20 protein-coding genes are annotated in these 18,898 nt (G+C 63.2%); 15 read left to right on the top strand and 5 right to left on the bottom strand.

All coding sequences use genetic code 11. The features are described 5' to 3' along the window. Positions 1 to 189: 189 nt before the first annotated feature. From VQ071_RS09050 to VQ071_RS09005, 10 genes are all read left to right on the top strand, one after another. A complete protein-coding gene (locus tag VQ071_RS09050) occupies positions 190 to 1,053 on the top strand; it encodes an HAD-IIA family hydrolase (RefSeq protein ID WP_340513633.1) in 864 nt (287 codons plus the stop codon). Between the two features lie 157 nt (positions 1,054 to 1,210). Beyond that, positions 1,211 to 2,029, top strand: coding sequence for an Fpg/Nei family DNA glycosylase (locus VQ071_RS09045; RefSeq protein WP_340513632.1), 819 nt, complete (start codon positions 1,211 to 1,213; stop codon positions 2,027 to 2,029). Between the two features lies 1 nt (position 2,030). Next, complete coding sequence (locus VQ071_RS09040; protein ID WP_340513631.1) at positions 2,031 to 2,870, top strand: deoxyribonuclease IV; 840 nt, start codon at positions 2,031 to 2,033, stop codon at positions 2,868 to 2,870. A 15-nt stretch (positions 2,871 to 2,885) separates the two neighbouring features. Then, positions 2,886 to 3,242: a cyclic-phosphate processing receiver domain-containing protein gene (locus VQ071_RS09035; RefSeq protein WP_445293280.1), complete on the top strand. Its 357-nt coding sequence runs from the start codon at positions 2,886 to 2,888 to the stop codon at positions 3,240 to 3,242. Beyond that, positions 3,239 to 3,574, top strand: coding sequence for a thioredoxin family protein (locus VQ071_RS09030; protein ID WP_340513629.1), 336 nt, complete (start codon positions 3,239 to 3,241; stop codon positions 3,572 to 3,574). Before VQ071_RS09035 ends, VQ071_RS09030 begins: the two co-directional genes overlap by 4 nt. Then, entirely contained in the window at positions 3,567 to 4,340 is a 774-nt protein-coding gene (locus VQ071_RS09025) for an ABC transporter ATP-binding protein (RefSeq protein ID WP_340513628.1), read from the top strand. Before VQ071_RS09030 ends, VQ071_RS09025 begins: the two co-directional genes overlap by 8 nt. A 1-nt stretch (position 4,341) precedes the next feature. Then, on the top strand, positions 4,342 to 5,361 hold the full coding sequence (locus VQ071_RS09020) for an SAM-dependent methyltransferase (RefSeq protein ID WP_340513627.1): 1,020 nt from the start codon (positions 4,342 to 4,344) through the stop codon (positions 5,359 to 5,361). Between the two features lie 219 nt (positions 5,362 to 5,580). After that, positions 5,581 to 7,209 carry a serine/threonine-protein kinase gene (locus tag VQ071_RS09015; RefSeq protein WP_340513626.1) on the top strand — a complete coding sequence of 543 codons (1,629 nt, stop codon included), beginning with the start codon at positions 5,581 to 5,583 and terminating at the stop codon, positions 7,207 to 7,209. Between the two features lie 128 nt (positions 7,210 to 7,337). Beyond that, on the top strand, positions 7,338 to 8,033 hold the full coding sequence (locus VQ071_RS09010) for a response regulator transcription factor (protein WP_340513625.1): 696 nt from the start codon (positions 7,338 to 7,340) through the stop codon (positions 8,031 to 8,033). Further along, complete coding sequence (locus VQ071_RS09005; protein ID WP_340513624.1) at positions 8,030 to 9,379, top strand: HAMP domain-containing sensor histidine kinase; 1,350 nt, start codon at positions 8,030 to 8,032, stop codon at positions 9,377 to 9,379. Before VQ071_RS09010 ends, VQ071_RS09005 begins: the two co-directional genes overlap by 4 nt. Positions 9,380 to 9,538: 159 nt before the next feature. Here the strand turns inward: VQ071_RS09005 and VQ071_RS09000 are convergent, their stop codons facing one another. Beyond that, positions 9,539 to 10,048 carry a C40 family peptidase gene (locus VQ071_RS09000; protein ID WP_340513623.1) on the bottom strand — a complete coding sequence of 170 codons (510 nt, stop codon included), beginning with the start codon at positions 10,046 to 10,048 and terminating at the stop codon, positions 9,539 to 9,541. A gap of 232 nt (positions 10,049 to 10,280) precedes the next feature. Here VQ071_RS09000 and VQ071_RS08995 point away from each other — a divergent pair, with 232 nt between their 5' ends. Then, a complete protein-coding gene (locus VQ071_RS08995; protein WP_340513622.1) occupies positions 10,281 to 11,141 on the top strand; it encodes a carbon-nitrogen hydrolase family protein in 861 nt (286 codons plus the stop codon). 15 nt (positions 11,142 to 11,156) lie between these two features. Next, a complete protein-coding gene (locus VQ071_RS08990; RefSeq protein ID WP_340513621.1) occupies positions 11,157 to 11,819 on the top strand; it encodes a GNAT family N-acetyltransferase in 663 nt (220 codons plus the stop codon). A 697-nt stretch (positions 11,820 to 12,516) separates the two neighbouring features. Here the strand turns inward: VQ071_RS08990 and VQ071_RS08985 are convergent. From VQ071_RS08985 to VQ071_RS08970, 4 genes are all read right to left on the bottom strand, one after another. Then, a complete protein-coding gene (locus VQ071_RS08985; RefSeq protein ID WP_340513620.1) occupies positions 12,517 to 13,068 on the bottom strand; it encodes a hypothetical protein in 552 nt (183 codons plus the stop codon). An 18-nt stretch (positions 13,069 to 13,086) separates the two neighbouring features. After that, the gene (locus VQ071_RS08980) at positions 13,087 to 13,608 is read right to left on the bottom strand and encodes a YbjN domain-containing protein (RefSeq protein ID WP_340513619.1); all 522 of its coding nucleotides are present in this window, start codon (positions 13,606 to 13,608) and stop codon (positions 13,087 to 13,089) included. Between the two features lie 49 nt (positions 13,609 to 13,657). Further along, positions 13,658 to 15,652, bottom strand: coding sequence for a hypothetical protein (locus tag VQ071_RS08975; RefSeq protein WP_340513618.1), 1,995 nt, complete (start codon positions 15,650 to 15,652; stop codon positions 13,658 to 13,660). Between the two features lie 103 nt (positions 15,653 to 15,755). Then, complete coding sequence (locus VQ071_RS08970; protein WP_340513617.1) at positions 15,756 to 16,388, bottom strand: eCIS core domain-containing protein; 633 nt, start codon at positions 16,386 to 16,388, stop codon at positions 15,756 to 15,758. Between the two features lie 181 nt (positions 16,389 to 16,569). Here VQ071_RS08970 and VQ071_RS08965 point away from each other — a divergent pair, with 181 nt between their 5' ends. The 3 genes from VQ071_RS08965 to VQ071_RS08955 are packed head-to-tail and all read left to right on the top strand — an operon-like array spanning position 16,570 to position 18,897. Next, positions 16,570 to 17,076 (top strand): ATP-binding protein, encoded by a 507-nt coding sequence (locus tag VQ071_RS08965; protein WP_340513616.1) that lies wholly within the window; start codon positions 16,570 to 16,572, stop codon positions 17,074 to 17,076. Between the two features lie 14 nt (positions 17,077 to 17,090). Continuing rightward, complete coding sequence (locus VQ071_RS08960) at positions 17,091 to 17,432, top strand: STAS domain-containing protein (protein WP_340513615.1); 342 nt, start codon at positions 17,091 to 17,093, stop codon at positions 17,430 to 17,432. Beyond that, positions 17,401 to 18,897 (top strand): PP2C family protein-serine/threonine phosphatase, encoded by a 1,497-nt coding sequence (locus tag VQ071_RS08955; RefSeq protein ID WP_340513614.1) that lies wholly within the window; start codon positions 17,401 to 17,403, stop codon positions 18,895 to 18,897. The genes VQ071_RS08960 and VQ071_RS08955 overlap by 32 nt, the downstream gene beginning before the upstream one ends. The last annotated feature ends 1 nt before the right edge of the window (position 18,898 follow it).

Genomic DNA, 18,898 nt, shown 5'->3' with positions numbered 1-18,898 from the left:
TACATTGCCCTGGATAGCAGATGAGGACTATACCTTCCAAATAAAGCAAAATATTGGAGCGGCCTACTTCAGACGGCCGCTTTTTAATTGGCGCGTACGGTTGCAGAGCGGTCGACAAAAGGGTATTGTGATTCATATAATGTTGGCAGCCAAATAAACGCATCACAGCGTCAAAGGAGTCTATGCAACATGTCGCATGAAACGCTGCTGCTCCGCGAGGAACGGCTCGCCCGCCCGCCGAAGGCGGTGCTGCTGGATCTGGACGGCACGCTCTATCGCGGGGAGGAGCCGATTGAAGGCGCCGCCGAACTGGTCAACCGGCTTGAAGCGGCGGCAGTCGCCTGCTGGTACCTGACGAACAACTCGACGCGTACGCCGGAGCAGGTGGCGTCGCATCTGCGGGCGCTCGGCATTCCGGCGTCCGCCGACCGCGTCATCACCTCGGCTTCCGCCGCGGCCGACTATGCCAAGCGGATGCATCCGGGCGCGTCGGCCTTCGTCATCGGCGAGCACGGGCTGCGCAGCGCGCTCGCCGAAGCCGGCGTCGCCATGCCCGGAGAGGACGAGCTGTCCCGCGGCGCACCCGTCAACCTGGTCGTGCAGGGGCTCGACCGGGGCATGACTTACGCACAATTGACGGCCGCGCTCGGCTACCTGCTGGCCGGCGCGGATTATCTGCTTACCAATCCGGACCGCAGATTGCCTGTCGCCGGCGGCGGGTTCATGCCCGGCGCGGGCAGCCTGGGCGCGCTGCTCGAGACGGCGAGCGACGTCGCGCCCGTTATCATCGGCAAGCCGTCGGGCATTATGATGCAGTACGCCCTTGGCCTGGCCGGGGTCGAAGCTTCGGAGGCCTGGGTGATCGGCGACAATCCGCATACCGATCTCGCCGCAGGCCTTGCGGCCGGATGTCCGACCGTGCTCGTGCTGACGGGCATTTGCGGGAGCGACGATTGGCGCAGCCGCTGCGAGCGGGCAGACGCGATGCCTGACGCAGTATGCGCGGGACCCGAGGCGGTCTATGCGCTTGTCGCGGGACTGGGCGTCCGCTAGGCTTCGCCGAACCGGAAGTCCGCCTCCCGCGTCAAGCGGCCTGCGCCCCAACCACCTTACATAACCGCTGCCCGCTCGCCCACTGCCGACATTTTCACGATACCGATGAGACGATCGCAGGCCGCCTGCGGGCTGGCTTGAAGAAGGGATGAAGATTATGCCGGAATGGCCTGAAATGGACACCTACCGAAGACTGCTGTCGCCGCTCGTATGCGGACAGATGATCCGGGAGGTCGCTGTCAACCGAGACAAGACGATCAACGAGCCGCCGGAGACGTTCAAGGACGCGCTGAAAGGCAAGCGTATATTGTTCATCGAGCGCAAAGGAAAGCATCTGCTATTCCACCTGGACGACGGCAACCGCCTGCTGCTCCACCTCATGCTCGGCGGCTGGATGTACTACGGACAGGAAGGCCCGAAGTCGGACGATCACTATCAAGTGATTTTGACGCTGGACGAAGGCAACCGGCTGTTTTTTGCCGGCCTGCGCCTCGGCTTTCTCCACCGCCTGAGCGCCAAGGCCGTGCTGGAGCGGCTGTCCGATCTCGGACCGGACCCGATGGACGCGCGCCTGACCGAGGCCGCGTTCGCGGCCCGGCTCAAAAAGCGGCGCGGGCGGCTCAAGCCGGTATTGACCGACCAGAAGTTTCTGGCGGGCATCGGCAACTGCTACGCGGACGAGATTTGCTTCGACGCGAGCATACATCCCGCATCCCAAATCTCCGCGCTGACCGACGACGCGGTAGCCCGCCTGTACGCTTCCATGCGGAAGGTGCTCGCCGAGGCGGCGGACGGCGGCGGCTATATGGAGCACCCGCTGACGGCGACGGACGAGAAGACCGGCGGTTATCTGGACCGGCTGCTCATCTACGACCGCGGCGGCGAGCCTTGCCCGCGCTCGGGCGATCCGATCGTGCTGGAGACGCTGGCCGGACGCAAGATGTTCTACTGCCCGGCCTGCCAGCAGGAAGCCTAGCATGCGCGCGGTCGGCAGCCATGTCAGCACGCGGCGGGGCTACTACGAGGCGGCGCGCGCGGCTGTTCGCATGGGCGGCAGCGCCTTTCAGTACTTCCCTTCCAACCCGCGTACGCTCGTATCGAAGCCGGTGGACGAGGCGGACGCCGCGCGCTGCGCCGCCTATTGCCGGGCAGAGGGCATCGTCTCGGTCGGGCATTCCGCCTATGCGATCAATCCCGCGGCGACCTCGGACGCCGCCGCACAGATGGAAGCCTGCACGCTTGGCGATCTCGCGATTGCCGAGGCTTGCGGCTCGATCGGCACGGTCATTCATTTTGGCGTCATCCGCGGCGACGACCCGCTGCAGGGCTACCGCGACATGATCGCCTGGCTCGACCGCACGCTGTCCCGCTGGGAGGGCAAGGCGCTGCTGCTGCTCGAGAACCAGGCCGGCAATCACGGCGAGGCAGGCCGTACGCCGGAGGAGATGGTGCAGATTCGTTCGCTTTGCGCTTATCCGGACAAGATCGGATTTTGTCTGGACACCTGCCATTTATTTGCGAGCGGCGAATGGAACGGCTCCGACTGGCACGCGTTCCGCGAACGCGCAGCGAAGCTCGGCTATTGGGATCATCTCGCGGCATTGCATCTCAACGATTCGCTGTATCCGTCGGGCTCGCGCAAGGACCGGCATGCGCCGATCGGAGAGGGCTATATCGGGGACGGCAGCTTCCGCGAGTTGCTCGCCGCGCCTGAGCTTGGACAGGTGCCGTGCTTCCTGGAGACGCCGCCGGAGCAGGACGGTACGCACGAACGGCAGATTGCCCGTGTCCGCAAGCTGATGAGCGAAGGGGGATGACCGAGCTTGATCCATGTGTTTCTGGACGATGTGAGACCTTGTCCGCGAGGCTTCGTGGCAGCCCGTACGGCGGAAGAATGCCTGCTGTTGCTGCGAGAGTGCGAAGTTGATATTTTGTCGCTCGACTACGAGCTCGGTTACGGGCAGCCGAGCGGGTTCGCAGTCGTGGGCGGACTGCTGGCCGCGGGTACGTACCCCAGGGAGGTATATGTCCATTCCTCGAGCATGATGGGCCGCGCGCAGATGACGAGAGCGCTGCGGGAGGCCGCCGTGCCCGGCATGATCGTGCATGACGGGCCGATGCCGCCGGACGTGCTGGCCCGAGCCGCGAACGCGGCAAGCGCCGAGCGCCCGGGGAGCGGCGAATCGTGATCGAGTGGGCGGCGCGCGACTGGCGGCGCGAGATCGACGGGCGGACCGGACCGCTCGCGCTGTATGTTTATACCCCGCTATGCGGCACTTGTGCGGTCGCCCGGCGGATGCTGGCGGTGGCCGAGGCGTCGCTGCCGGAGGTTGCAATTTTCACAGCCAACATCAATGTTATGCCCGGTCTCGCCGAGGCCTACAAGATCGAGAGCGTGCCTTGCCTGCTGCTGCGGCGGGCGGACGGCGCATGGGACAGGGTGTACCGGTTCGGCTCGGTCGTAGAGGTCAGAGAGAGACTGGCCGAATTGTTCAAGGGAGAGGAAGAGAGACATGATTGAACTGCGGGACATAGTATGGAGGCGGGAGAGCCGGACGATCCTGCAGGGCGTTGACCTGACCGTCAAGGAAGGCGAACGCTGGGTGCTGCTCGGCCGCAACGGCTGCGGCAAGTCTACCCTGCTGGAGATGCTCACGGGCTATTTGTTCCCGACGAGCGGTACGGTGGACGTGCTCGGCCATCGGTACGGCAGGGTCGACGTGCGCGAGGTGCGCAAGCAGATCGGCAACATCGGTCCCTCGCTCATCGAGAAGCTGGTCGGCCGGGATCCGGTATGGGAGATTATCGTCGGCGGCATCAACGCCTATCTGCGCATTTACGAGGAGATTCCGGACGAGGTCAAGGCGCGCGCGCGGGAGGAGCTGGACCGCGTCGGGCTCGGCTCGCGCTTCGACCAGCCGTTCGGCACGCTGTCGCAGGGCGAGCGCAAAAAAGTGCTGCTGGCGCGCACGATGATGGCCGATCCAAAGCTGCTCATTATGGACGAGCCATGCGCCGGCCTCGATCTGTTCGAACGGGAGAAGTTCCTCGATTCGCTCGAGACGCTATCCAGACGCGTGCAGGGCATCTTGTACGTGACGCATCATATCGAAGAGATCGTGCCGCTGTTCACGCATGTGGCGCTCATGGCCGAAGGGCGGATCATCGCCGCAGGACCGAAGCGCGAGGTGCTGACGCGCGAGCTGCTGCAGGGCGCTTACGACGTGCCGGTGGACGTGCGCTGGGTGAACGACAGACCGTGGATTACGGTCGAAAAGGGGGACTAGCGTGTCTGTATTCATCGGAACGAGCAATCCCGGATTTGCGCCGTACGCGATGGAGGAGTTGCGCCGCAGGTGGCCGGGGATCACGCTCTCGGGACTCGCGCCCGGCGAGACGTTTAAGCTGTCCGTAGACGGGACGGACGACGAGGCGCTCGTGCGTCAGCTTCGCCGGGACGAGCCGATTTTTTTAAGGCATCTGTTCCCTGTGCGCGAGGAGCTCGCGCTCTCCGAGCAGGCGGAGGAAGTCGCCGCCGCGCTCGTATCGTTCGCGGGCTCGCTGTCCGCGGAAGTGCGGGGCGCCAAGGTCGCGATCCAGGTGCGCAAAGCCCAGGACAGCACATTCCCCTTCTCGTCGGCCGAGGCGCGGGACCTGATGGTCCCGGCCTTGCTGGAGGCGGGCGCGCAGACCGTGTCGCGGGGAGCCGACCTGATTCTGTCGGTCTATACCGCCAAGCGCAGCCTGTATGTCGGCTTGTCCGCGCCGCGGGACAATCTGTCCGACTGGCCCGGAGGCGCGGTGCGCTTCCGCCGCGAGGAGGGACTGATCTCGCGCGCCGCGTTCAAGCTGCTCGAGGCGGAGCAGACGTTCGACCTGCCGCTGACGCGCTTCGCGAGCGCGCTTGACCTGGGCGCTGCGCCGGGCGGCTGGACGTCAGTGCTGCTCGAGCGGGGCCTGCGCGTGACCGCCGTCGATCCCGCCGCCATGGACGAGTCGCTGTACGATCACCCGATGCTCCGCCATCTGCGGCAGAACGCGGCCGAGCTGAACTTCGCGCCCGGCACGTTCGACCTGCTCGTCTGCGACATGAGCTGGGACCCGCATCATACGGCGCGCATCGTCAAGCAGCTCGCCCCGGCGCTGTCCGCCGGCGCTTCGGTTATCGTGACGCTCAAGCTCATGTACAAGAAGCCGATGCAGACGATCGCCGACCTGCTCGCTTCGTACGAAGAGAGCTTCGATATCAAGCGGGTCAAGCAGCTGTTCCACAACCGCGACGAAGTGACGGTATGGATGCGCAAATAGCGGGCGGGCACGAAGACGAAGCAGATACTTCCGCATCGTCACTGCGTATGATATAATTTTCCACAATCGCATATTCGGACGACGGAAAAGCATTCCGCGTTGGAGACGGCTCTTGGCAGAGCCGCTTCCGGCGCGTTTTTTTTATGGCAGCCGGGCGCGAGCGGCGGCTGACGGGCGGACGGATACCGACAATGAAGCGGGGAAAGGGGAGAAGAGAGCATGCGTGGTGAAGATGTTCGCCAGCCACTGCCGACGCTGGCGGCGGGAGAACTGGCGGCCGGCCGCTACAGGGTGGTGGAGAGCCTCGGGCGGGGCGGCATGGCCTGGGTATATCTCGCCGAGGATACGAAGCTCGGCGGGCGTCCGGTCGCGCTTAAGCTGACCCGCACGTACGATCGCGGCGACGGCTTCATCTCCGAGGCCAGGCTGCTCAGCGCGCTGCGGCATCCGGGGCTGCCGCAGATCGTCGATTACGAGCCGCCGGACGGCCGCGGCATCGCGTTGATCGTCATGACCTATGTCGAAGGCGTCACGCTCGCCGAGCTGATGCGCAGGCACGGGATGAAGCTGCCGCCGGCGAAGTCGCTGCGCTACTTGCTGCAGCTGGCGAGGACGCTGCAGTATTTGCATGCGCAGCGGCCGCTCGTCGTCTTCCGCGATCTGAAGCCTGCCAACGTCATGATCGACGGTGCGGACAACGCCATCCTGATCGACTTCGGCATCGCGAGGGAGTTCAAGCCGGGTATCGGGCGCGATACGCTGATGCTCGGCACGCCTGCGTTTGCGGCGCCGGAGCAGCTGCGGGGCGAGCAGAGCGACGCGAGGACGGACCTGTACGGCCTGGGCGCGCTGGCGTATCATCTGCTGACCGGAGGCTGCTATGCCGCAAGGCAGGCGGCCGACGGGCGCGCGCAGTGGCTCGGCGGCGTCCCGCCCGCGATCCGGGATTCCGTGCTGCGGCTTCTGTCCGAGCGCCCGGCGGACCGTCCCGGGAGCGCGGCCGAGGTCGTCCGGACATGGAGCGCCTATGCGGCGGCGGACGACACTCTTGAGAGAAGCGATCCCGTCCATGTGCAGCCATCCGCGCTTGCTGGCGGGCCGCTGCCCGGCAGACGGAGGGACGATCGCCTCCGTCGGCGGGGGAGCGCGACCCGCATCGTCGCATTCGTGTCCGCCTATCCCGGCGCGGGCGCGACATTCGCGGCTCGCATCCTCTCCGGGCGGCTGAGCCGGATGGGCGCCGCGCACGCGCTCGTCGAATGCCCCGGCGCGGAGCCGGAGCTGTACAACTGGCTGGACGGCATCAGGCGCATGCCGTCCAAGGCGCCCTTCGCGGACCCCGCCGGGATGGGCGCCGTATCGCCGGCCTGGCTCGCAGGCGAGGCGGCCTGCTATCCGCTTCGACCGGACAGCTCGCCTCAGGATGTCCCCGGCCCGGGCTTCGCCGCCTGGCTTGCCGGTCTCGGCATGCCCGTCGTGCTGCTCGATGTCTCGGGCGCCTGGCAGACGCCCGCCGTGTCGACGTGGCTCGCGGAGCATGCCGACGCGATCTGCGCGGTGGCCGATCCGTCGCCGGCCAAGTGGAGCGAGCGCAGGCAGCGCGCCTGCGGGGCGCTGCTCGGCAGCGCGGCCGGCGAAGGCGCGCGCATATGCTGGATCGCCAACCGCGACGTCGACTTCGCGGGCCGCGCAGATTGGCTCAGGCTGTTCCCGGAGCGGCCGCGGCTTATGCTGCCGCAGCTGTCGCCGTCCGCGGTCGTACATTGGCTATGGCAGGGCGGCGAGATCGCGCTGCCCCCGCGCGCCCAGGCGGACGCCGACGATTTCTGCGCGACGCTGCTCAGATAGATCGGACGGTGCTGGCGGTACTGTATAACGCATCCATTCGATCTGACAACCCTGTCATGGTACAATAGAGGATAGCGGAATCGCGCGAATGCGATATCGGCAGTACGATTTGAACGAGGTGGACGACAATGAGCGAACGTATATTGATTATAGAAGACGAGGACGGCATCGCCCGCATTTTGGAGCTGGAGCTGAAGCATGAAGGCTATGAGGTCGGCCGTGCGGCGGACGGGCGCACCGGGCTTGAGATGGCGCTGAGCGGCGAGTGGGATCTGCTGCTGCTCGACGTGATGCTTCCCGGACTCAACGGCGTCGAGGTGCTGCGCCGGTTCCGGCAGAACGACAATGCGGTTCCCGTCATTTTGCTGACGGCGCGCGACACGGTGCCGGACAAGGTGAGCGGGTTCGAGCACGGCGCCAACGATTATGTCACCAAGCCGTTCGCGATGGAGGAGCTGCTCGCGCGCGTGCGGAACCTGCTGCGTATTTTCAAGGCTTCGCGCGAGGGAGAGAGCGAGGATGCGCTCAAGATCGGCGATCTGACGATCGAGCTGATCACACGCAAAGTATACCGCAAAGACCACGGCATCGATCTGACGCCCCGCGAGTTCGAGCTGCTGCTGTATCTGGCGCGGCACAGGGGAACGGAGAAGACGCGGGACGAGATTTTGTCCGACGTGTGGGGTTATGAGTATATCGGCGATACGAACGTCGTCGACGTGTATATCCGATATTTGCGTCAGAAGATGGACAAGGGCTACCGGCACAAGCTGCTGCATACCGTTCGCGGCGTCGGCTACATGCTCAAGGAGCCCGAAGTATGACCCTAAGGCTGCGCTTTACCCTTTTTACCGTATTTTGGTTGATTTTTATTTTGATTTTGTACAATGTGTTCGTCTACTACTTCGTCATCAAGGTGACGACGCGCGGCGAGCTGCAGCTGCTGTCGAGCAAGGCGGACCTCGTGATGGAGACGCTGCGCAAAAACGAGATGTCCGGCATCGACGACTCCGCGCTGCTCAAGGACATGTACAACGTCAACGAGATGATGCGGATCGTCACGCCCGATTCGAGAGTCGTGAACTCGGTGGGCGTCGACAAGCAGCTGCTCGCGCTTCCGAAGGAGGTGCGCACAGTCTCGCATTCCGACACGATCAAGGTCGACGGGCACCGCGTGCTGACCTGGTCCGTGCCGATCTACGACAAGCACCGGCTGATCGGACAGATCGACAGCGCGCGTTATTTGACGGCGCTGGACGGGTATTTGCAGATTTTGCTCGGCGCGCTCAGCGTGACGAGCGTCGGCGCGATTATTTTCGCCATCCTCGGCACGTTCTGGTTCACCTCCCGGCTCACCGGGCCGATCGGACAGATGGTGCAGACGATGCGGGAGATCGACCGGAGCGGCAAGCTGCAGCGTGTGAAGATGGGACGCGAGGAATCGGTGGAGCTGCAGCAGCTGATCCGTGCCTTCAACCAGATGATCGAGCGGCTCGACCGCACGATCGAGCGGCAAAAGCAATTCGTGGCGGATGCCTCGCATGAGCTCAAGACGCCGCTGACCGTCATCGGCAGCTATGCGGATATGCTGAAGCGGTGGGGACGCGACGACGTCACCGTGCGGGACGAAGCGATCGAGGCGATCGCGCGGGAGACGGAGCGGCTCAAGAAGCTGACGCTCTCGATGCTGACGCTCGCCGAGGCGGAGCAGGACGACTGGCTGAGCAAGAGCCGCTTCGACATCGTCGCCATCGTGAACGAGCTGTCGGGCGTGCTCCGCGCGACGTTTCTGCGCCATATTCGCGTCCATGCGGGCTCGGGCGCGATTCATATGACCGGCGACAAGGACAAGATCCGTCAGATGATCCTGATCTTCCTGGACAATGCGATCAAGTACAGCAAGGAACCGATTGACGTGCGAATCCGCACGGACAAAAACCTCGTTCGCATCGAGGTGACCGATTACGGCATCGGCATTCCCGAGAACGAGATTCCGTATATGTTCGAGCGGTTCTACCGGGTCGACGAGGCGCGGCACCGCTCGACGGGCGGCAGCGGCCTCGGCCTGTCCATCGCCAAGCGGATTATCGAGCTGCACGGCGGCACGGTCGAGGTGTTCAGCAAATCCGGCAGCGGCACGACGATCGCGATCGCGCTGCCGAACAAGTGAGCGGCAGCCTGCTTGTGCGTGACACAGCCAAAAAAAGCCTCCCGGGCGCCGGCTTGGCGATATCGGTGAGGCTTTTGGCGGTCGGCGGTGGAGAGGCAGGCTCCATGATAACGAGAGACCGGAAGCGGCCCGCAGTTTTGCGAGAGACGTCCGCTTCGGTTACAGCACCCGCTTCGCGGTCTTATAGTGACTCTTCCAGTAGGAAGCGCTCAGGCTGGTGACGGTGACGCCGGGCTTGCCGTAAGTGTGGAGAATCTTGTTGCTGCCGATGTAGACGGCGACATGTCCGATCTTGGAGCTGTTGCTTGATTTGAAAAAGACGAGATCGCCCTTTTTCAGGTTCGCTTTGGCGACCGTCTTGCCTTTGAGCGCCTGCTGACTCGACACGCGCGGCAGCTCGACGCCGTACTTGCCAAAAATATATTGCGTGAAGCTGGAGCAGTCGAATACGGACGTGGAGCCCGAAGGCGCGCCGAGCCGGTATTTGACGCCCAGGTATTTTTTCCCGAGCGTGATGATCTTGTCCGCCTTCGCCGTCTGCTTGGCAGCGGCTGTGGCCGCGGATGCTGTCTTCGCGTGTACGACAAAGGTTCCGGAAACGGTCAAGGTGAAGCAGAGCCCCAGAGAGGCGATCGTGCGGATCATTTTACTGCGAATCGTTGTGCTCATGTTGTCGTTCGATCCTCCGTCCATGATTCGGCACGCAAGGGGCCTATTGATTAACCCTAATATACCAAATTTAAAACATCCTATAATTTTCCAAAAAGAAGACGAGCCGCATATTTATGCGGTTCGTGTCAGTTTCTTAGAGTTGGATGATAATTCTCTCATAAATCGCCGCAATTGCACTCGCATACATGCCGGCTATAATGAAAAGATATTTAACAAGGGGGAAGACAGCATGAAAATGAGAGTGTCGGCCGTTCAATTCGCGTTGAAGGATGTCGATAGCGTAGAGGAATGGAGCGCGCAGATTCGGCATTACGTCCGCAACGCATCGGAGTACGGCGCGCAGTTCGTACTGTTCCCGGAGTTCGTCACGACGCCCCTGCTCGGCATCGGCGAGGCGTCCGGCGGCGCAGGCCGGCCAATCGAGACGCTGACCGCGTATACCGATATGTACACCGGCTTGTTTTCCGAGCTTGCCCGGGAATCCGGCATGTATCTGTTCGCGGGGACGCATGTGACGAAGCGGGGCGAATCGCTGCGCAACTCGGCGTTTCTGTTCAAGCCCGACGGCACCTGGCATACGCAGGACAAGCTGCATATTACGCCGACGGAGGTCGAATCGTGGAACGTCCAGCCGGGCGATGGCGTCAGCGTCATCGATACGCCGTTCGGCAAGATCGGTCTGCTCACCTGCTACGACATCGAGTTCCCCGAGATCGTGCGGATGGTGCGGGCGAAGGGCGCGAATGTCATCTTCTGTCCTTCGTGCACCGACGACCGGCACGGCTACTATCGGGTGCGGTACTGCTGTCATGCCCGGGCGGTCGAGAACCAGATTTATATTGTGACGACCGGCACCGTAGGCTCACTCTCTCGCGTCGACTTCATGCGGGCGAATTACGGGCAGGCGGCCGTCATCACGCCCAACGACATTCCGTTCCCGCCGCGCGGCATTATGAGCGAAGGGGAGATCAACGCCGATATGCTGATCACGGCCGATCTCGATCTGTCCTTGCTGGACGATATTCGCGAAGCCGGCTCCGTGACGACCTGGCGGGATCGCAGGACGGACCTGTATACGGACTGGCAGTAGGAAGGGAGGCTGGGTATGCGCAAGCAAGCGATCGTATCGGACGGGAAACGGACGAGTGTGGCGACGGTGATCAACTATGAGAAAAAGGATTTCGGCCAGCTGATCGAGGTGCAGGCGGAGAGCTTCCCGCCGCCCTATCCGCCGGAGCTGTGGTGGAACGAGGCGCAGCTCGAGCAGCATGTAGCGCGATGCCCGGAGGGCGCGCTGTGCGTCGAGGTCGACGGCAGGATCGTGGGGTCGATGACGGCGCTCCGGCGTACGCTCGCGGACGGCGACGATCATCATAGCTGGGCGTCCGTGACGGACGCAGGCTATATCCGCAACCATGAGCCGGACGGGGATACGCTGTATGTCGTCGACCTGTGCGTGCGTCCGGCGTACCGCGCGCTGGGCCTGGGCAAGCTGCTCATTCAAACGATGCACGAGACGGTCGTCCATCTGGGCTGCAGGCGGCTGCTGAGCGGCGGGCGTATGCCGGGCTATCACAAGCACGCGGACCGGCTGACTCCGGAGCAGTATCTGGCCGAAGTGACGGCCGGCCGGCTGCGCGACCCAGTCGTGAGCTTCCTGCTGGGCTGCGGCCGCATGCCGATCGGCGTGGCGCACGGCTATCTCGAGGACGAGCAATCATGCGGCTGCGCCGCGCTGATGGAGTGGCGCAATCCGTTTTTGAATTAGAGCGCGTGGCGGCGGCGGATTGGGCGAAATAAGGATGCGCCATCGTCTTATCTGGCGTGGCGGCGGCAGATTGGGCGAAATAAGGATGCGCCATCGTCTTATCTGGCGTGGCGGCGGCGGATTGGGCGAAATAAGGATGCGCCATCGTCTTATCTGGCGTGGCGGCGGCGGTTTGGGCGAAATAAGGATGTGTCATCGTCTTATTAGGCGTGGCGGCGGTTTGGGCGAAATAAGGATGTGTCAGCGTCTTATTGGGCGTGGCGGCGGCGGTTGGGCAAAATAAGGATGTGTCATCATGTGTCGTCGTCTTATCGGGCGTGGCGACGGCGGTTTGGGCGAAATAAGGATGCGCCATCGTCTTATCTAGCGTGGATGTGGCGGGCTGAGCGAAATAAGGATGTGTCATCGTCTTATTGGGCGCGGTGGCGGCGAATTGGGCGAAATAGCGATGCGCCATCGTCTTATTGGGCGCGGAGGCGGCGGATTGGGCGAAATAAGGATGCGCCATCGTCTTATCTAGCGTGGATGTGGCGGATTGGTCGAAATAAGGATGTGTCAGCGTCTTATTGGGCGTGGCGGTGGCGGATTGGGCGAAATAAGGATGCGCCATCGTCTTATCTAGCGTGGCGATGGCGGTTTGGGTGAAATAAGGATGTGTCAGCGTCTTATTGGGCGTGGCGGTAGCGGATTGGGCGAATTAGCGATGTGCCATCGTCTTATCTGGCATGGAGGCGGCGGATTGGGCGAAATAAGGATGTGTCATCGTCTTATTGGGCGTGGTGGTGGCGGATTGGGCGAAATAAGGATGTGCCATCGTCTTATTAGGCGTGGCGGCGGCGGTTTGGGCGAAATAAGGATGTGTCATCGTCTTATTGGGCGTGGTGGTGGCGGTTTGGGCGAAATAAGGATGCGCCATCGTCTTATCTAGCGTGGATGTGGCGGGCTGAGCGAAATAAGGATGTGTCATCGTCTTATTGGGCGCGGTGGCGGCGATTTGGGCGAAATAAGGATGCGCCATCGTCTTATCTGGCGTGGAGGTGGCGGTTTGGGCGAAATAAGGATGCGCCATCGTCTTATCTGGCGTGGAGGTGGCGGATTGGGCGAAATAAGGATGTGTCAACGTCTTATTGGGCGTGGCGGCGGCGGATTGGGCGAAATAAGGATGTGCCATCGTCTTATCTAGCGTGGAGGCGGCGGATTGGGCGAAAAAGCAGATAACGCAAAAAAAAGCCAGGATGGATGACCCCATCTGGCTTTTTTTGCGATCCTATGCGTCCAAGTCGGCCAGCGCTTCTGCGGCGGTGAGACGGCCGTCTGCGACGTTGCCGGCCATTTGTCCAAACATGCCGAGCGTCATGAGGAACAGATCCGTGACATGCAGCGTCTCCGGATCGGGCAGCCGATGTTTGTCGCTCACAGCCCATACGTAGCGGTAGTATAGCTCGCTTGCTTCATTCAGGCCGAAATGCCCCAAGGGCATGCGCCCGTTGACGGTCATTAGCAGCTCGGCAAGCTCGGCACGGCGATCCGCCTGCACGGCAGGGGAGACGACGGTGTATAGCTGCAGCAGGCGAATATCGCCGATATCCTCGTCCGCCAGCGGGACGAAGGTGAAGGTCAAGTAGCGTTCGCGCCCGTCTTCGCCCGCTTCTGTCGCCGCGAGCAGGGCGGGGATCGGCACGCCTTCCGTCGGTTCGATCAGGCGGCAGGGCAGCCCTGCCTCTGTGAGCGAGCGCTCCAGAAATCCAAGTTCGGCCAGATCGCGCGCATAGATTGCGTTGGCGTCCATATATAACTCATCTCCTCAATCTCGGTGTGGGCACTATTGTTCAAACGCCTCAGCGCTCCTTCATGCCTTTGACGAGCAGCTCGCGCTGCTTTTCGACGTTGCCGTTCAGGCGGTACAGCTCACTCGGCGAGATGCCGCTGGCGGCGATGAAGTTCTCGACGCGCTTGTACTGCTTGAGGGTGCTCTCGTCGCCGGGACGGTATTCGGGCAGCGCGGCGACCATCTCGAGAATGAGGTTGCTATGCTCGATCCGCTTGGCCAGCTTGACGGCCGACGACTTGTCCGCGTTGAAGACGGCCTTGGTGACGCCCCAGGCGCCGGGTTGGGCGGCGCGGTCGCGTCCCATCTGCTTGACCGTGCGCGCCACGCTCATCGTCGCGCCGGCCCCGGCCGCCGCCGCCTTCAGCGGCACGCCGACCTGGGCGCCGACACCTGTAAGCGTAGCGATATCGCCGGCAATGTTTGTCATCTCCAGGCCGATCTCCATCGTACCGCGGATTTGCCGCTTGCGGTTGATATATTTCATTTCCTTGGCCAGCTCGTAATCCTGGATGTCCTTGAGCTCCTGCGCTTCTTCCGCATCCGCATTCGCGCCGAGCGCGATGAGCTGGTCCTTGCGCGCCTTGAGCTTCACCGGATCGGTGCCCGCGTTGGTCGACCACAGATGGACGCCGCCGAGCGTACGCTTTTTCGAAGCGACGATATAGTCCTTGTTTTTGCCGCCCGCGCCGTAAGCGCCCTTGAACTCCCGCTTGGCCGCGGTCATCTTCATGACCGAGACGGTCGCCTTGATCGAATTGTACGTCTTGATCGTGATCGAGATGCCGCTGATCGCGATACCGATGCCGGGGATGGCGGTGGCGAGTCCGGCCGTGCCGACGTCGAGGATGTCCTTGATCGACTTGACCGTCTTGACCACGCCCTGCGCCGCTTGCAGGCTGTTCTCGAGCAGGTCGAGCGTGCCGGTGATCGCTTCGTCCTTGCTGAGGCCCTCGTCGCTCATGCCTTTTTTGAACATATCGTATATGCCCTTGACGACGGAAAATGCGCTCTTGATCGCGGAGATCGCTTCGCCGACCGAGCCCGACCAGTCGCTGACCGCCTCGGCGTGGCCGATGCCTTCGCCGGTGTGAACGACACCCGCGTCGTTGACGACCGAGGCGCCGCTTTCGACCAGCTCCTGGCCGGCTTTGGCCGTGTCGATGACGCCTTCCGCGACGTCCATCCGCTTTTCATGCCCCGACTTCTCGGTGTCGCGGGCTGCGGACAGCGTTTTTTTCATGGCGACGAGGCCGCCGACGCCGGACATGACGAAGTCGAGCGGGCCGGTGCCGACGTCGAGATGGCTTTTGGCGTTTTCCAGCGCGTCCTTGTCGTCTTCCTTGCCCGCGACGCCCTTCAGGTCGTCGATCGCCATCTCCAACTGCTCCGACTTGGCGCCCGGCACGAGCGTGCCGAGTTCCTTGACGGTATCCGCCAGCTCCGCGTTATCCTCGAGCGCGTCTTTGTCGTCCTCGGGAGCGTTGCCGACGGACGACAGCGCACCGCCGGATTGCTGGGCCTTGATCTCGGCCAGCTTGTCCCGCGCGCCCGACAGACCGCCCATCGGCTTCAATTTTTCTTTGCGGATGAAGCCGTAATCGCTGCCGAACTTCGCCAATTTCCAATTGCCCGTCTTGTCGTAGATCTCGTACATGTCGAGTTCGCCGCGATACTTGATCTTGCCGCCGACCATCGTGTTGGCATCGACCTCGAACGTCTCGTTGCCCGTCGCGTCGTTTTCCTTTTTGAAGCTGCGCAAATGAGCGCCGGCAAGCGATGTCTGCGTCGCCGACTTGGGAGAAGGCATCGAGGCGGGCAGCTTGCTAGGGTCCGTCAGCAGCTGGAGGACGGAGGCGTTGCCCAATGCGCGCTGCATCTGCAAAATGGCGGCCGGAGACTGCATGCGCTGCAGCGTCGCGGTCGCCGGAGCTGCCGTGGCACGGGCGGGCCTGGACGCTGCGGCGGCGGGGGAGGTGCGGGATTTGGCTTCGAATGCGCTCATGACTGCATGTCTCCTTGGCGATGAACGAGAATGGACGACTCAAAAGCTGGTTGCGGATTCGTAAAAAACGGCGCGACGGACGGGCGAGTGCGACGAGCGGCGGTCATGACCGCTGCCCCGGCATAAAAGGAGCCACATGCTCCGGCAGCTCCGGCGTCGGACGATCCGCCATCCGTTGAATCGTCGGAGCGCTCTGGTCCGGGATTGCGGCCGCCCGCTCGCCCATCGCGTCGGCTTCCTTCTCCAATGCCGGATCGTCGTTGATGCGCAGCCCGCTCTTGAGCTGCGTGGTCGGCAGCACGCGGCCTTCACGCTGCTGCACGACATGCGCCAGCTCATGTCCGATCATTTTCTGGCCGTTCTGCGTGTCCGGGTCGTATTGGCCGGGAGCGAAGTGGATATCGTTGCCCTGGGCATAGGCCAGAGCGCCCGCGGCGGAAGCCTGCGAAGAATTGGTATGGACGTTGACGTTGGAAAAGTCCGCGCCCATCGCCTTCTCCATCTTCGCCTGCACGTCGAGCGGCAGCGCGCCGGGCCGCTCCGCCTTGCGCTGGGCGGGGGCGGCTTCCTCTTCGAGCGCAGCGCCGGAGGAACGGAGCATCTGCAGGACGGCCCGGTTGCCGACGGAGCGCTGCATGGCGAGCAGTTGGACGGCTTTGCCCCGCTGCGGCGAGGCGGCGCGTTCCGCCGCTGCGGCGGACGTTTGCGGACGGGACTTGGCATACGATCGGCTCAAGCTCGCAACCTCTTTTCCGTACATGGATTTGTCCCTTATTATAGCTTAAATTTTCCAATGAAAAACGAAAAGTTTTGAAAGGCGCGCCGCCGATATTAAAAAGGCAGTGCCATACGGCAAAAGAGATAGAAAACCGATCGAAATCCGTCGTTTTTTTGTCGTAAAAATGTCGTTATATGGTATGATACGCGTGAAAGAGTACGTCACAGGACCGCTGCGGGCGGCGGACGGAGGGAAGACAGTGGCTGCGAGCGACGACAACAAAAGGCAGGCGGAAGACGACGGCTGCGTGCTGACGCTGGACGGGGAGCGCTCCGACATCGACATGCTTCACCGCTTCATGGCGGACGCGGCGGGGCGCTTCGGCTGGAACGCGCGCACGCAGCATCATCTGACGCTCGCTTGCGAGGAATTGCTGACGAACATCATTTCCTACGGCTATCCGCAAGGCGGCATCCCCAGAATCCGGCTGTCCGCGGCGGCTGCGGAAGGCGGCGTCCGGCTCGTGCTCGAGGACAATGCGGCGGCGTTCGACCCGCTCGGCCAGCCCGACCCCGATCTGACGCTCGATCTGGACAGCCGCCCGATCGGCGGGCTCGGCGTATACTTCGTCAAGCGGCTGATGGACGATGTGCGCTACGAGCGGCTGCCGTCGGGCAACCGGCTCACGATGATTAAATACGAATAGAAGAGGTGTTACATATGAACTTGAACGCGACGGTGAAGGACGGCGTCGCCGTCCTGGCGATAGAGGGGCGGCTCGACGGTCAGAACGCTTCGGAGGCCGAGACGGCGTTCGGCGGCTTGGCGGCAGAGGGCCACAGCCGCTTCGTGCTGGATATGACGGCGCTTCAATATATCAGCAGCGCGGGGCTGCGGGTCGTGCTCGTCGCCGCCAAAAAAACGAAGGCGATCAAAGGCAGTCTGATCTGCGCGGGCATGAACGAAGCGGTGCGCGAGGTGTTCGAGATGTCGGGACTGCTCGGCATTCTGGAGACGGCGGATGCGGCGGATGAGGCCGTGGAGCGCCTGGCAGGCCGATAAAGCCGCGAAGCGAAGCGGAGAAAGGCGAGAGGCGGATCGGCGCGGCATCGACGATGCGTCGGGTTCGAAGGCGCAGCGGATTCGGACGGAGGATGGATCGATGGAACAGTGGTGGATGGCGGCCGTGCCCGCGCTGCTGGCGGGCGGTCTGGCCGGTGCGGCGGCCGTCGGCGCGGTCTGCAGGTCGCGCGTGCGGCGGGCCCGTACGCTGCTCGATATCAGCTTGCAGCTGAACTCCACGCTCAAGCGGAGCGAGCAGATCGGGCTGATCGTGGAGCGGGCCAAGACGATACTGCCGGTGGAGGCAGCCTCGGTGCTGCTGCTCGACCGGGACAGGCAGGAGCTTTTTTTCGAAGTGGCGACGGGAGGCAAAGGCGACGAGGTCAAGCGCATCCGTCTGCCGCTGGGCGAGGGCATCGCGGGACTCGTCGCGCAGTCGGGCGACAGCATCGTCGTCAACGATCCGGCGAGAGACCCGCGCTGGTCCAGCCGCGTAGCCGAGACGACGGGCTTCGTGACCCGCAATCTGCTGACCGTCCCGATCGTCAACGGCGGCCAGGTGGAGGGCGTGCTCCAGGTCGTCAACAAGACGGGGGGGCGGCCTTTCACCGATCGGGACCGTCTGCTGCTCGAGGCTGTCGCGCTGCCGATGGCGGTCGCGCTCGAGAACGGCAGGCTGTACGAGCAGCTTGAGAGCTCTGTGCACGCGCTGGCAGCGACGACCAAGATCAAGGAGCGGCTGGAGAGCGAGCTGCAGATCGCGGGCGGCATCCAGATGAGCTTCCTGCCGCGCACGATGCCTTCGGCGCAGGAGCCGTTCGACATTTGCGCGCTGCTCAAGTCCGCGAAGGAGGTCGGCGGCGATTTTTACAACTTTTACAAGATCGATCAGACCCGCCTGTTCTTCACGCTCGGCGACGTGTCCGACAAGGGGATTCCCGCCGCGCTGTTCATGGCGGTCGCGCTGACGCTGCTGAAGGGCAAGATGAGGTCCGATCTGTCTCCGGGCGAGCTGCTCCGCATGGTCAACGACGAGCTGGCCAAGGACGATCCGATGCTGTTCGCGACGATCGTATGCGGCGTATTCGACGTCGAGACCGGCGAGACGACGCTCAGCGAGGGCGGCCACTGCACGCCGTATCTCGTCCGGTCGACGGGCGAAGTGCTGCCGCTCAAGCTGCGGAAAAGTCTGCCGCTCGCGGCGATGCCCGAATCGAGCTACTACGATACCGTGGTCACGCTCGCGGACGGCGACCGGCTCGTGCTGTACACGGACGGCATCACCGAAGCGGAGAATAGCGCGCAGGAGCAATATGGCGGGCAGCGGCTGCAGCAATTCCTGAAGATGACGCCGGGGATGTCGAGCGCCGAGGTGATCGATGCCCTGTTGATGGACGTATTCATGTTCGCGGACGGAGCGCCGCAATCGGACGATATCGCGGTGCTGAGCCTGATGCGTCGCTAAA

It is taken from the genome of Cohnella sp. 56 (assembly GCF_037963805.1).
Taxonomy (GTDB): Bacteria; Bacillota; Bacilli; order Paenibacillales; family Paenibacillaceae; genus Cohnella.
This window is presented reverse-complemented; position numbering and strand designations above follow the sequence as displayed.

Excerpts from the sequence above, each read along its gene's own strand:
- VQ071_RS09005 (WP_340513624.1), top strand. The coding sequence starts at position 8,030 with ATGACCCTAAGGCTGCGCTTTACCCTTTTTACCGTATTTTGGTTGATT.
- VQ071_RS08995 (WP_340513622.1), top strand. The coding sequence starts at position 10,281 with ATGAAAATGAGAGTGTCGGCCGTTCAATTCGCGTTGAAGGATGTCGAT.
- VQ071_RS08990 (WP_340513621.1), top strand. The coding sequence starts at position 11,157 with ATGCGCAAGCAAGCGATCGTATCGGACGGGAAACGGACGAGTGTGGCG.
- VQ071_RS08965 (WP_340513616.1), top strand. The coding sequence starts at position 16,570 with ATGATACGCGTGAAAGAGTACGTCACAGGACCGCTGCGGGCGGCGGAC.
- VQ071_RS09000 (WP_340513623.1), bottom strand. The coding sequence starts at position 10,048 with ATGAGCACAACGATTCGCAGTAAAATGATCCGCACGATCGCCTCTCTG.
- VQ071_RS08960 (WP_340513615.1), top strand. The coding sequence starts at position 17,091 with ATGAACTTGAACGCGACGGTGAAGGACGGCGTCGCCGTCCTGGCGATA.
- VQ071_RS08985 (WP_340513620.1), bottom strand. The coding sequence starts at position 13,068 with ATGGGGTCATCCATCCTGGCTTTTTTTTGCGTTATCTGCTTTTTCGCC.
- VQ071_RS09050 (WP_340513633.1), top strand. The coding sequence starts at position 190 with ATGTCGCATGAAACGCTGCTGCTCCGCGAGGAACGGCTCGCCCGCCCG.
- VQ071_RS09025 (WP_340513628.1), top strand. The coding sequence starts at position 3,567 with ATGATTGAACTGCGGGACATAGTATGGAGGCGGGAGAGCCGGACGATC.
- VQ071_RS08980 (WP_340513619.1), bottom strand. The coding sequence starts at position 13,608 with ATGGACGCCAACGCAATCTATGCGCGCGATCTGGCCGAACTTGGATTT.
- VQ071_RS09010 (WP_340513625.1), top strand. The coding sequence starts at position 7,338 with ATGAGCGAACGTATATTGATTATAGAAGACGAGGACGGCATCGCCCGC.
- VQ071_RS08975 (WP_340513618.1), bottom strand. The coding sequence starts at position 15,652 with ATGAGCGCATTCGAAGCCAAATCCCGCACCTCCCCCGCCGCCGCAGCG.
- VQ071_RS09045 (WP_340513632.1), top strand. The coding sequence starts at position 1,211 with ATGCCGGAATGGCCTGAAATGGACACCTACCGAAGACTGCTGTCGCCG.
- VQ071_RS08955 (WP_340513614.1), top strand. The coding sequence starts at position 17,401 with ATGAGGCCGTGGAGCGCCTGGCAGGCCGATAAAGCCGCGAAGCGAAGC.
- VQ071_RS09040 (WP_340513631.1), top strand. The coding sequence starts at position 2,031 with ATGCGCGCGGTCGGCAGCCATGTCAGCACGCGGCGGGGCTACTACGAG.
- VQ071_RS09015 (WP_340513626.1), top strand. The coding sequence starts at position 5,581 with ATGCGTGGTGAAGATGTTCGCCAGCCACTGCCGACGCTGGCGGCGGGA.